General features: G+C 44.0%; 8 protein-coding genes and 4 rRNA genes. 9 read left to right on the top strand and 3 right to left on the bottom strand.

Translation table 11 applies throughout. From position 1 onward, the window contains the following. Positions 1–243: 243 nt before the first annotated feature. Positions 244–1,068 (top strand): ABC transporter ATP-binding protein, encoded by an 825-nt coding sequence (locus CUC15_RS02130; RefSeq protein ID WP_114915147.1) that lies wholly within the window; start codon positions 244–246, stop codon positions 1,066–1,068. Positions 1,069–1,117: 49 nt separating this feature from the next. Here CUC15_RS02130 and CUC15_RS02135 read toward each other — a convergent pair whose 3' ends face one another. From CUC15_RS02135 to CUC15_RS02145, 3 genes are all read right to left on the bottom strand, one after another. Further along, complete coding sequence (locus CUC15_RS02135) at positions 1,118–1,648, bottom strand: hypothetical protein (protein WP_114915148.1); 531 nt, start codon at positions 1,646–1,648, stop codon at positions 1,118–1,120. Positions 1,649–1,748: 100 nt separating this feature from the next. Then, positions 1,749–2,150, bottom strand: a complete 402-nt coding sequence (locus CUC15_RS02140; RefSeq protein ID WP_114915149.1) for a DUF3021 domain-containing protein — start codon at positions 2,148–2,150, stop codon at positions 1,749–1,751. Beyond that, positions 2,150–2,605, bottom strand: coding sequence for a LytTR family DNA-binding domain-containing protein (locus CUC15_RS02145; protein ID WP_114915150.1), 456 nt, complete (start codon positions 2,603–2,605; stop codon positions 2,150–2,152). The genes CUC15_RS02140 and CUC15_RS02145 overlap by 1 nt, the downstream gene beginning before the upstream one ends. 525 nt (positions 2,606–3,130) lie before the next feature. Between CUC15_RS02145 and hflX the strand changes: the two genes are divergently transcribed. From hflX to CUC15_RS02175, 8 genes are all read left to right on the top strand, one after another. Further along, positions 3,131–4,411: a GTPase HflX gene (gene hflX / locus CUC15_RS02150; protein WP_114915151.1), complete on the top strand. Its 1,281-nt coding sequence runs from the start codon at positions 3,131–3,133 to the stop codon at positions 4,409–4,411. Between the two features lie 384 nt (positions 4,412–4,795). Beyond that, positions 4,796–4,948: a hypothetical protein gene (locus CUC15_RS20770; RefSeq protein WP_423241354.1), complete on the top strand. Its 153-nt coding sequence runs from the start codon at positions 4,796–4,798 to the stop codon at positions 4,946–4,948. Then, entirely contained in the window at positions 4,923–5,159 is a 237-nt protein-coding gene (locus CUC15_RS20775; RefSeq protein WP_423241355.1) for a phosphotransferase, read from the top strand. The genes CUC15_RS20770 and CUC15_RS20775 overlap by 26 nt, the downstream gene beginning before the upstream one ends. Continuing rightward, on the top strand, positions 5,146–5,307 hold the full coding sequence (locus CUC15_RS20780) for a hypothetical protein (RefSeq protein WP_423241356.1): 162 nt from the start codon (positions 5,146–5,148) through the stop codon (positions 5,305–5,307). Before CUC15_RS20775 ends, CUC15_RS20780 begins: the two co-directional genes overlap by 14 nt. A 568-nt stretch (positions 5,308–5,875) precedes the next feature. Beyond that, a 16S ribosomal RNA gene (locus CUC15_RS02160) occupies positions 5,876–7,442 on the top strand. Between the two features lie 184 nt (positions 7,443–7,626). Further along, positions 7,627–10,544 (top strand): 23S ribosomal RNA (locus tag CUC15_RS02165). A gap of 68 nt (positions 10,545–10,612) precedes the next feature. Beyond that, positions 10,613–10,728, top strand: a 5S ribosomal RNA gene (gene rrf, locus CUC15_RS02170). Positions 10,729–11,471: 743 nt separating this feature from the next. Next, positions 11,472–13,040 (top strand): 16S ribosomal RNA (locus tag CUC15_RS02175). Together the 16S, 23S and 5S rRNA genes form the textbook arrangement of a ribosomal RNA operon. The last annotated feature ends 38 nt before the right edge of the window (positions 13,041–13,078 follow it).

Raw genomic sequence — 13,078 nt, forward strand, 5'->3', positions numbered from 1 at the left:
GTCTTCCTTTTTGGTGGACAGCATTTTTTATAAATGTAAGTAGTATAAGAAAGCCATCCTTATACAGTGGGGGCAGTCCGTACGTCAATAAACGGCCACTTGCACTTTTTGTTCTCCTAAATGAGAGTAATTGTCATTGACTAATTTTAATAAAGGAAATAGACTATTAGTAGCGTAATGTTTTGAAAGAAAGCATATACATGGCTATGTGTTTCTGTATGCTATGATGGAGGAGTGATCCCAGTGCAAGCATTAACAGCGAGAGATTTAACATTAGGTTTTGGCGATAAACTTATTATAGATGATATAAATATAGAAATACCTAAGGGTGAGATTACGGTTTTAATTGGTCCAAACGGCTGCGGAAAATCGACCTTACTTCGTGCGTTGGCTCGTCTGCTTCAGCCGAAGAGTGGAACGGTTATATTAAACGGAAAAGAAATAGCGAAGCTGAAGACGAGGGATGTAGCGAAGAATCTGGCGGTTCTGCCACAAAGTCCAATTGCTCCTGATGGTTTAACTGTTTATGAACTTGTGAAACAAGGAAGACACCCATACCGCAGTTTCATGAAGCAATGGTCAAAAGAAGATGAGGATGCTGTTTTATTAGCACTTGAATCAACGAATATGGTTGATTTGAAGGACCGAACCGTTGATTCATTATCTGGTGGTCAACGACAGCGTGCATGGATTGCGTTAACGCTGGCACAGCAAACCGATATCATTTTATTGGATGAGCCTACAACTTACTTGGATTTGACCCATCAAATTGATGTACTGGATTTATTATTCGACCTGAATGAAAAGGATGGACGGACGATTGTCATGGTACTGCATGATTTGAATCTTGCTAGTCGATATGCCCATCATATGATTGCGATTAAGGATAAGAAGGTTTTCGCACAAGGGAAACCAGAGGAAGTTATTACGAGCGAACTCGTACATGATGTCTTTCAAATGAAATGCAGTGTAGCATGTGATCCAATGTTCGGTACGCCAATGTGCATCCCGCATGGCAAGGGACGCTGTGTTCTGCGAGAAGTTGGAACGGAAACAATCATATCGTGATTTAAACAGGAAAGAGGGAAGCCCTAGGCGTTTAGCCTAGGGCTTATATTTAAATTAATAAGAAGCGGATTACTCCAATAATCGCAAAGCAGAATAGAGATGTACCAGCAAGGGGACCTGTAATCGCGCTATTAGGAACTTGTAACTTTTTCGATAATGGTAAAGAAATGAATGAGATCCCAATAAGAAGAGCTGCTAATATATATAAACTAGCGTCTTGGAAAATGTCCTTCAACCAAATGAAATGAATACCTACAATAAAAGCAATCCATGGGGCAACAAAATTACTGCGTTTAAATTTAATTAAGAAGAAGGCGCCAATCCCTGCTAAAGAGAATTCGAGAAAAAGAAAAATTAAATAGTTTTTGTATGCGGCTGAATCTGCTAAGGCTGAAGAGCTATGCCAATGGGTTGCACTTAAATAAATGCCAACGATACCAACGACAAGGGCGATACCGGAAGCAATCCCAAGATACTTCCGCCAGCTTTTCCTTGGATTTTCCTGAGCCCAGCCAAACCAGCACATACTAAACATCCCAAAGATGGCTGTATACATCGCATAATCTCTAATATATTCCAATAATATTCCTCCTCATTAATTCTTAGAGTTCAGTACTTCGATAACTAACAGTAGAAGCAGCTAATATTTATTTTGGAAAGGGAAAAATCCCTGGCGAATGTTAAAGTTCCGCGTTTAGTTTTTTCGCTTCCTTTTTAAAATAAAGATAGAAGCACAACCAAATAATTGAATACACAATAAGAAATAATCCCAGTATTAATAGAATGGTTGGAAAACTAAATGGGATCCAGCCAATTCCTAAAGATAAAACAAAGTAGCATGCAGCTACGGTAATAAAGTGTAATGCAGTTTGAGTGGGAAGCTTTAGCGAATCAATTTCAAAATATAGTGGTGATACCGAGAAAAACCAGCCGCAAAAGATGGAACCGAGTGAATTTCTAAGAAACATTTCACCTTCTAACTGTTTAATACCACCAAAATAAATAATACAAATGGTGATCGCAATTGCTACGAATGCGCCAAAAAAGATACCGATTAAGCTTCTAATTAGAAAGGTTTTCATTAATTATTCCTCCGTTTCATTTTTAATGCTTCTTTAATAGTTGGTACATAATGCCTCGAGACATATTCCTTCACTCCAGATTTGAAGTATACGCAGAGGGTGCCATTAAATGAAGCTTCGAATCGACTAAGTTCATAAAGGTTTGCAATTACTGATTTAGAAAGCCGGATAAACCTTCTGGATGAGAGTACTTTTTCCAGCTCATAAAGCTTTTCTTTCATTATAAATTCTCCATTCGATGTGACTGCAATTACGTTATCTTCTTTGGAATAAAAATAATGAATATCTGCTGGTTTAAGAATATGCTGCATATCCCCATCTTTACCGACAAAAAATTCCTGTTCTCTCCCTTTGAAAAAATCAAGAATTTCCTGAATTGATTCATCGATTTCCTTGCACTGAATCATTACAGTAGTTTCTTCGTAATCATTATCAATATCAAGTGATATTTTCATAAGCAACCCTCCTCTTTGTTTCTGTAATGTTATTGTATTTGTTTTCCACTATTCTGTCTTTATTTACTAAGGAAGAGGCAGATAAAGAAGGGTAACTTGCGTTTATGCATTTACAAAATGCAGTGGTTACTGGATGAATTGGCTGTTGAAAGCGGATTAAAGTTATGGTAAGCTTAACTTAAATTTAATGAAATGGAGGTTTTCCTAATGGCATCTATCAGACTTCGTTTACAATCTTTGAAATACGTTAACTGAATACGTTCAGGAGGCTCTGTTTGTGCTGCAGGGTAAACGGGATTAGTCTGCCTTTTATTAGGAAACCTTTTAAATACGTGATGTTTAAAAAGAAGGGGAGTAGTCTACCTTCTTTTTTGCTGTCTAAAAAAATAAGGGAACGAAGAATTGCCAATCACATTGTGAAGGCATATTTTGATCCAATTATCATTGGATGAATTTGATTTCCCGTTTACGTGGTGCACAGGCAGAGGTCTGTGTTTTTTTATGTAAAAAAATGGAGGGATAATTATGGAAAATAAAGCAATATTAGTTGGTGTTAACTTAAATAAACAAAAGCATGATTTTCAATACTCAATGGAGGAATTAGAAAATTTAGCTATTGCCTGTAATATCATAACGGTTGGGAATGTAACGCAAAATCTGAATCGGATAAACCAAGGGCATTACATTGGTTCAGGGAAAATAGAAGAGCTAAAGGAAATGGTAGAAGAAACGGGAGCAGATACAATCATTTTTGATGACGAGCTATCTCCATCACAAATTCGGAATTTAGAATCAGTCATACCGGATTGTGAAGTTGTTGATCGCACTACGTTAATACTTGAGATTTTTGCCAAACGTGCGAAGACGAGGGAATCGAAATTACAAGTAGAGATTGCGCAATTAAGATATCGCCTTCCAAGATTGATTGGCAGCCGTGAGTCATTAGGGCGCCAAGGTGGCGGGTCAGGGCTGAATAACCGTGGTGCTGGTGAGACGAAATTAGAGATGGATCGTCGGAAAATTGAAGAACAAATAGCGAAGTTAAGCAGGGAATTAGAGCATTTAGTGAGCCAGCGAAAAATGCAAAGGCGGAAGAGAGAAAAAAATGAGATTCCTGTTGTATCTCTTGTAGGCTATACGAACGCAGGTAAATCAACGATGATGAATGCAGTGTTAGAATTCTATAATGAGGAAAAGGATAAACAAGTATTTGAAAAGAATATGCTTTTTGCGACGCTGGAAACCTCTGTTAGAAGTGTAACACTAGGAACGAATCAAACCTTTTTACTGACGGATACGGTAGGGTTTATTAATAAATTACCACATCACCTTGTCAAAGCATTCCGTTCTACACTAGAAGAAGTGGCAGAAGCGGACCTATTAATACATGTAATAGATTTATCCAATCCACACCACGCAGAGCAGCGGCAGCTTACGAACGAAATATTAGAGGAGATTGGCATAGAAGGTATCCCGGTAATTCATGCATATAATAAGGTGGACTTACTGGAGGGAAATTATCCATTGGTCGATGGCAATAATGTCTATGTTTCTGCGAAAAATAGACAGGGTATGGAGACATTAACGGAACAAATCAAGCAACAAATTTTCAATGATTATGTGCGATGCGAATTGCTTATACCATATACAGATGGTCAAATTGTCTCCTATTTTAATGAACGTGCGGACGTTTTGGAGGAAGATTTTGCACCAGAAGGAACAAAATTAGTGGTTGACTGTAAAAAAGCGGATGCAGAAAAATTCCAAGAATTTATTACACATATATATAGGAAGGAAGGAGAATAATGTCATTGGATAAAGAGAGAATTATTGAAATTGCAAATAGGCATGGAATTCTTGTATTAAAGGATTTATTGAAATTCAATTAATCCGGGATGGATTTTCAAGTTGTCTTTGCAACGGATTTAGAAGGAGGGAACTGGGTATTAAGATTTCCTAGACGTGCTGACGTTATTCCTACAACTAAGAATGAGAAATTAATCTCGGTTTGGTAAGGCCAAACATTTCCATTCAATCACCGAACTGGATTGTTTTTCTAAGGAATTAATTGCTTATAAGCTTCTAAAAGGAATTCCGGCTGGAACAATCGATCCAGAAGCTCAGGCTTATGTATGGGAAATTGATGAGAAGAACATTTCAGATAACTACTATGAATCAATAGGACGTGCGATGGTAGAATTACATGCAATCAATCATAGCGAAGCGAAGCAGGTGGGGTTAACTGTCTTAACACCAGAAGAAATAAGAAAAGCGATGATTAATAGAATGGAAAACGTGAGAGCTAAGTTCGGTGTGAATGACGAGTTATGGGGGCGTTGGTAGAACTGGGTCGAAACTGACATCTTATGGCCAGAACGTACAGCTTTCATTCATGGAGACTGCATCCAGGTCATATTTTAATAGTCAAGAGCAGCGTGTAACAGGGTTTATTGACTGGACAGAGGCACGTGTAGACGATCCGGCTCATGATTTTGTATCCCACCTAATGGCATTTGGAGAAAAATCATTAAGAGAATTAATTGGCTGCTTATGAAAAATCGGGAGGTTATGTTTGGCCTGCAATGTTTGAACATATTGTAGAGTTACAAGCCACGTATCCTGTAGGCATCGCTGAGTTTGCAATAAAATCTGGATTACTAGATATGGAAGAAATGGCGAAGGAAACGCTTGGTGTAAGGTAGTGGCTAATTTTTAATAGCAGGGATATTTATTTAGTGGGAGAAGTATTTCTTCTCCTGCTAAATATTAATTTGAGGATAAAGTATTTTTAAAAGAGGGGGTTTATGCGTATTAACGAGAGGTATTAGTTTTTCGTAATAAAATCTCTTGATATTTGAAAAAAGTTATTGACATATCGCTATAAGGAGCGTAATATGAATTTTGCTGTTAAAAAAGTGTTAGTTATACTAAATAGAAAAACAGTTTAAGTAAATCTAGTAAGCAATTAAGCAATTAAACAATGAAAAAAGTTGTTGACATTCACATAGGTGGATGATAAGATATAAAAGTTGTCGCAAAAAACAACGAGAAGTAATTTCGAAAAAGTTGTTGACAACAAAATGCGATATGTGATATAGTAATAAAGTTGCTTCTGAAGCAACAGAACATTTGCTCTTTGAAAACTGAACAAAACAACCAGTATGTCAACGAAAAGAAACGTGTTTTCTTTTCAATAAAACAAGAAGGTAACACTTCTTAAAGCTAAGACATTATATGAAATTGATTGGTGTCAATTTCATTTCAAACACTTTATTGGAGAGTTTGATCTTGGCTCAGGACGAACGCTGGCGGCGTGCCTAATACATGCAAGTCGAGCGCAGGAAGCTTTTCCGATCCCTTCGGGGTGAAGAAGAGTGGAATGAGCGGCGGACGGGTGAGTAACACGTGGGCAACCTACCTGTAAGATCGGGATAACTCGCGGAAACGTGAGCTAATACCGGATAACACTTTTCACCTCATGGTGAGAAGATGAAAGGCGGCGTAAGCTGTCACTTACAGATGGGCCCGCGGCGCATTAGCTAGTTGGTGGGGTAATGGCTCACCAAGGCGACGATGCGTAGCCGACCTGAGAGGGTGATCGGCCACACTGGGACTGAGACACGGCCCAGACTCCTACGGGAGGCAGCAGTAGGGAATCTTCCGCAATGGACGAAAGTCTGACGGAGCAACGCCGCGTGAGTGATGAAGGTTTTCGGATCGTAAAACTCTGTTGTTAGGGAAGAACAAGTATGATAGTAACTGATCATACCTTGACGGTACCTAACCAGAAAGCCACGGCTAACTACGTGCCAGCAGCCGCGGTAATACGTAGGTGGCAAGCGTTGTCCGGAATTATTGGGCGTAAAGCGCTCGCAGGCGGTCTTTTAAGTCTGATGTGAAATCTCGTGGCTTAACCACGAACGGTCATTGGAAACTGGAGGACTTGAGTACAGAAGAGGAGAGTGGAATTCCACGTGTAGCGGTGAAATGCGTAGAGATGTGGAGGAACACCAGTGGCGAAGGCGACTCTCTGGTCTGTAACTGACGCTGAGGAGCGAAAGCGTGGGGAGCGAACAGGATTAGATACCCTGGTAGTCCACGCCGTAAACGATGAGTGCTAGGTGTTAGGGGGTTTCCGCCCCTTAGTGCTGAAGTTAACGCATTAAGCACTCCGCCTGGGGAGTACGGCCGCAAGGCTGAAACTCAAAAGAATTGACGGGGGCCCGCACAAGCGGTGGAGCATGTGGTTTAATTCGAAGCAACGCGAAGAACCTTACCAGGTCTTGACATCCTTTTGCCCTCCCTAGAGATAGGGATTTCCCTTCGGGGACAAAAGTGACAGGTGGTGCATGGTTGTCGTCAGCTCGTGTCGTGAGATGTTGGGTTAAGTCCCGCAACGAGCGCAACCCTTGATCTTAGTTGCCAGCATTTAGTTGGGCACTCTAAGGTGACTGCCGGTGACAAACCGGAGGAAGGTGGGGATGACGTCAAATCATCATGCCCCTTATGACCTGGGCTACACACGTGCTACAATGGATGGAACAAAGGGCTGCAAAACCGCGAGGTCAAGCAAATCCCATAAAACCATTCTCAGTTCGGATTGTAGGCTGCAACTCGCCTACATGAAGCCGGAATCGCTAGTAATCGCGGATCAGCATGCCGCGGTGAATACGTTCCCGGGCCTTGTACACACCGCCCGTCACACCACGAGAGTCGGTAACACCCGAAGTCGGTGAGGTAACCTTTATGGAGCCAGCCGCCGAAGGTGGGACCAATGATTGGGGTGAAGTCGTAACAAGGTAGCCGTATCGGAAGGTGCGGCTGGATCACCTCCTTTCTAAGGAATATTCGGAACGCTATCTTTAAGATAGTAAGGACATACATGGTTGTTTGGTTCAGTTTTGAGAGAGCAAATCTCTCATTTTATACTTTGTACCTTGAAAACTAAATAAGAGTAACAACGACATCAATTTTAAAAATTAAAGCAAGGCTAATAAATTAGTACGCTTATTTACTAACTTAGTTAAGTGAATAAGGGCGCACGGTGGATGCCTTGGCACTAGGAGCCGATGAAGGACGGGACTAACACCGATATGCCTCGGGGAGTTGTACGTAAACTTTGATCCGAGGATTTCCGAATGGGGAAACCCGCTGTTCGTAATGGGACAGTACCATTATCTGAATACATAGGATAATGGAGGCAGACCCGGGGAACTGAAACATCTCAGTACCCGGAGGAAGAGAAAGCAAATGCGATTTCCTGAGTAGCGGCGAGCGAAACGGAATTAGCCCAAACCAGAAAGCTTGCTTTCTGGGGTTGTAGGACACTCCTTTGGAGTTACAAAAGAATTCTTTAGACGAATCGATCTGGAAAGGTCAGCCATAGCGGGTAACAGCCCTGTAGTCGAAAAGGAATTCTCTCCGGAGTGTATCCTGAGTACGGCGGAACACGAGAAATTCCGTCGGAATCCGGGAGGACCATCTCCCAAGGCTAAATACTCCCTAGTGACCGATAGTGAACCAGTACCGTGAGGGAAAGGTGAAAAGCACCCCGGAAGGGGAGTGAAATAGTACCTGAAACCGTGTGCCTACAAGTAGTCGAAGCCCGTTAATGGGTGACGGCGTACCTTTTGTAGAATGGACCGGCGAGTTACGATCGTATGCAAGGTTAAGTGGAAGACACGGAGCCGCAGCGAAAGCGAGTCTGAATAGGGCGTTTATAGTATGCGGTCGTAGACCCGAAACCGTGTGATCTACCCATGTCCAGGGTGAAGGTCAGGTAACACTGACTGGAGGCCCGAACCCACGTATGTTGAAAAATGCGGGGATGAGGTGTGGGTAGGGGTGAAATGCCAATCGAACACGGAGATAGCTGGTTCTCTCCGAAATAGCTTTAGGGCTAGCCTCAAGCATTGAGTATTGGAGGTAGAGCACTGATTGAACTAGGGGCCCTCACCGGGTTACCGAATTCAGTCAAACTCCGAATGCCAATTACTTCAGCTTGGGAGTCAGACTATGGGTGATAAGGTTCATAGTCGAAAGGGAAACAGCCCAGACCGCCAGCTAAGGTCCCAAAGTATACGTTAAGTGGAAAAGGATGTGGAGTTGCCCAGACAACCAGGATGTTGGCTCAGAAGCAGCCATCATTTAAAGAGTGCGTAATAGCTCACTGGTCGAGTGACTCTGCGCCGAAAATGTACCGGGGCTAAACGTATCACCGAAGCTGCGGATTGTTCTTCGAACAATGGTAGGAGAGCGTTCTAAGTGCTGTGAAGTCAGACCGTGAGGACTGGTGGAGCGCTTAGAAGTGAGAATGCCGGTATGAGTAGCGAAAAAAGAGTGAGAATCTCTTTCACCGAATGCCTAAGGTTTCCTGAGGAAGGCTCGTCCTCTCAGGGTTAGTCGGGACCTAAGCCGAGGCCGAAAGGCGTAGGCGATGGACAACAGGTTGATATTCCTGTACCACCTCATGATTGTTTGAGCGATGGGGGGACGCAGTAGGATAAGGAATGCGCACCGATGGATGTGTGCGCCCAAGCAGTGAGAAAGTTGGATAGGCAAATCCGTTCAACAATTTCAAGCTGTGATGGGGAGGGAAATTAGTACCGAAGTTCCTGATTTCACACTGCCAAGAAAAGCCTCTAGTTAGATCATAGGTGCCCGTACCGCAAACCGACACAGGTAGGCGAGGAGAGAATCCTAAGGTGAGCGGGAGAACTCTCGTTAAGGAACTCGGCAAAATGACCCCGTAACTTCGGGAGAAGGGGTGCTTCATTAACATGGAGCCGCAGTGAATAGGCCCAAGCGACTGTTTAGCAAAAACACAGGTCTCTGCGAAGCCGAAAGGCGAAGTATAGGGGCTGACACCTGCCCGGTGCTGGAAGGTTAAGGGGAAATGTTAGCACTTCGGTGCGAAGCATAGAACCGAAGCCCCAGTAAACGGCGGCCGTAACTATAACGGTCCTAAGGTAGCGAAATTCCTTGTCGGGTAAGTTCCGACCCGCACGAAAGGTGCAACGACTTGGGCACTGTCTCAACGAGAGACCCGGTGAAATTATACTATGCGTGAAGATGCGCATTACCCGCGACAGGACGGAAAGACCCCGTGGAGCTTTACTGTAGCCTGATATTGAATGTTTGTGCAGCTTGTACAGGATAGGTGGGAGCCGTTGAAGCGTGAGCGCTAGCTTACGTGGAGGCGCCCGTGGGATACCACCCTAGTTGTATGAACCTTCTAACCCAGGACCGTGATCCGGTTCGGAGACAGTGTCAGGCGGGCAGTTTGACTGGGGCGGTCGCCTCCCAAAGAGTAACGGAGGCGCCCAAAGGTTCCCTCAGAATGGTTGGAAATCATTCGTAGAGTGTAAAGGCAGAAGGGAGCTTGACTGCGAGACCTACAAGTCGAGCAGGGACGAAAGTCGGGCTTAGTGATCCGGTGGTTCCGCATGGAAGGGCCATCGCTCAACGGATAAAAGCTACCCCGGGGATAACAGGCTTATCTCCCCCAAGAGTTCACATCGACGGGGAGGTTTGGCACCTCGATGTCGGCTCATCGCATCCTGGGGCTGTAGTCGGTCCCAAGGGTTGGGCTGTTCGCCCATTAAAGCGGTACGCGAGCTGGGTTCAGAACGTCGTGAGACAGTTCGGTCCCTATCCGTCGTGGGCGTTGGAAGTTTGAGAGGAGCTGTCCTTAGTACGAGAGGACCGGGATGGACACACCGCTGGTGTACCAGTTGTTCCGCCAGGAGCATCGCTGGGTAGCTACGTGTGGAAAGGATAAGTGCTGAAAGCATCTAAGCATGAAGCCCCCCTCAAGATGAGACTTCCCATCACTTCGAGTGAGTAAGATCCCTCAGAGACGATGAGGTTGATAGGTTCGGTGTGGAAGCGTGGTGACACGTGGAGCTAACGGATACTAATCGATCGAGGACTTAACTAAATTCTTATTTGATTGTCGTTGACCATTACTCTTATTTAGTTTTTAGGGTACAAACCTAAATATAGTTGTCTGGTAGCAATAGCGAAGAGGTCACACCTGTTCCCATCCCGAACACAGTAGTTAAGCTCTTCAGCGCCGATGGTAGTTGGGACTTTGTCCCTGCAAGAGTAGGACGCCGCCAGGCTAAGTAAAAACACTAAGAATATGATTCATATTCTTAGTGTTTTTTGTGTTTAAGAAGTCTCTACTGCATATCTGATTCCTTACCTTTGGTGTACCAAGTAGATCAAAGCACTTAATTTATTTGACTAACTTTATTAATATTTCTAACAGATTTAAATAGATTGACTGAGAATATGGAACGGTTTCATTCAGCGGTTGCTCCACAATAAAAGGGGTAATTGTTTATATACATCAATTTGTCAGTAGAAAGTCCATTATTCTCATTAGCTTCATAAGATAGGAACAGGAGAACATCAGTGTCGATGGAAAAAGTTTAAAAAGGTTATTGACATATCACCATAATAAGAGTAATATAAATTCTGCTGTTAAAAAAGTGTTGGTTATACTAAATAGATAAACAGTTTATACAAATCATTTCTTCATCTAGGTAAACAAATCTAGTAAGCAATTAAACAATGAAAAAGTTGTTGACATTCACATGAATGGATGATAAGATATAAAAGTTGTCGCAAAAAACAACGAGAAGTAATTTTAAAAAAGTTGTTGACAACAAAATGCGATACGTGATATAGTAATAAAGTTGCTTCTGAAGCAACAGAACATTTGCTCTTTGAAAACTGAACAAAACAACCAGTATGTCAACGAAAAGAAACGTGTTTTCTTTTCAATAAAACAAGAAGGTAACACTTCTTAAAGCTAAGACATTATATGAAATTGATTGGTGTCAATTTCATTTCAAACACTTTATTGGAGAGTTTGATCTTGGCTCAGGACGAACGCTGGCGGCGTGCCTAATACATGCAAGTCGAGCGCAGGAAGCTTTTCCGATCCCTTCGGGGTGAAGAAGAGTGGAATGAGCGGCGGACGGGTGAGTAACACGTGGGCAACCTACCTGTAAGATCGGGATAACTCGCGGAAACGTGAGCTAATACCGGATAACACTTTTCACCTCATGGTGAGAAGATGAAAGGCGGCGTAAGCTGTCACTTACAGATGGGCCCGCGGCGCATTAGCTAGTTGGTGGGGTAATGGCTCACCAAGGCGACGATGCGTAGCCGACCTGAGAGGGTGATCGGCCACACTGGGACTGAGACACGGCCCAGACTCCTACGGGAGGCAGCAGTAGGGAATCTTCCGCAATGGACGAAAGTCTGACGGAGCAACGCCGCGTGAGTGATGAAGGTTTTCGGATCGTAAAACTCTGTTGTTAGGGAAGAACAAGTATGATAGTAACTGATCATACCTTGACGGTACCTAACCAGAAAGCCACGGCTAACTACGTGCCAGCAGCCGCGGTAATACGTAGGTGGCAAGCGTTGTCCGGAATTATTGGGCGTAAAGCGCTCGCAGGCGGTCTTTTAAGTCTGATGTGAAATCTCGTGGCTTAACCACGAACGGTCATTGGAAACTGGAGGACTTGAGTACAGAAGAGGAGAGTGGAATTCCACGTGTAGCGGTGAAATGCGTAGAGATGTGGAGGAACACCAGTGGCGAAGGCGACTCTCTGGTCTGTAACTGACGCTGAGGAGCGAAAGCGTGGGGAGCGAACAGGATTAGATACCCTGGTAGTCCACGCCGTAAACGATGAGTGCTAGGTGTTAGGGGGTTTCCGCCCCTTAGTGCTGAAGTTAACGCATTAAGCACTCCGCCTGGGGAGTACGGCCGCAAGGCTGAAACTCAAAAGAATTGACGGGGGCCCGCACAAGCGGTGGAGCATGTGGTTTAATTCGAAGCAACGCGAAGAACCTTACCAGGTCTTGACATCCTTTTGCCCTCCCTAGAGATAGGGATTTCCCTTCGGGGACAAAAGTGACAGGTGGTGCATGGTTGTCGTCAGCTCGTGTCGTGAGATGTTGGGTTAAGTCCCGCAACGAGCGCAACCCTTGATCTTAGTTGCCAGCATTTAGTTGGGCACTCTAAGGTGACTGCCGGTGACAAACCGGAGGAAGGTGGGGATGACGTCAAATCATCATGCCCCTTATGACCTGGGCTACACACGTGCTACAATGGATGGAACAAAGGGCTGCAAAACCGCGAGGTCAAGCAAATCCCATAAAACCATTCTCAGTTCGGATTGTAGGCTGCAACTCGCCTACATGAAGCCGGAATCGCTAGTAATCGCGGATCAGCATGCCGCGGTGAATACGTTCCCGGGCCTTGTACACACCGCCCGTCACACCACGAGAGTCGGTAACACCCGAAGTCGGTGAGGTAACGCAATATGCGAGCCAGCCGCCGAAGGTGGGACCAATGATTGGGGTGAAGTCGTAACAAGGTAGCCGTATCGGAAGGTGCGGCTGGATCACCTCCTTTCTAAGGAATATTCGGAACGCTATCTTTAAGATAGTAAG

The sequence above is a fragment of the Oceanobacillus zhaokaii genome, from assembly GCF_003352005.1.
GTDB classification, from domain to species: domain Bacteria; phylum Bacillota; class Bacilli; order Bacillales; family Amphibacillaceae; genus Oceanobacillus; species Oceanobacillus zhaokaii.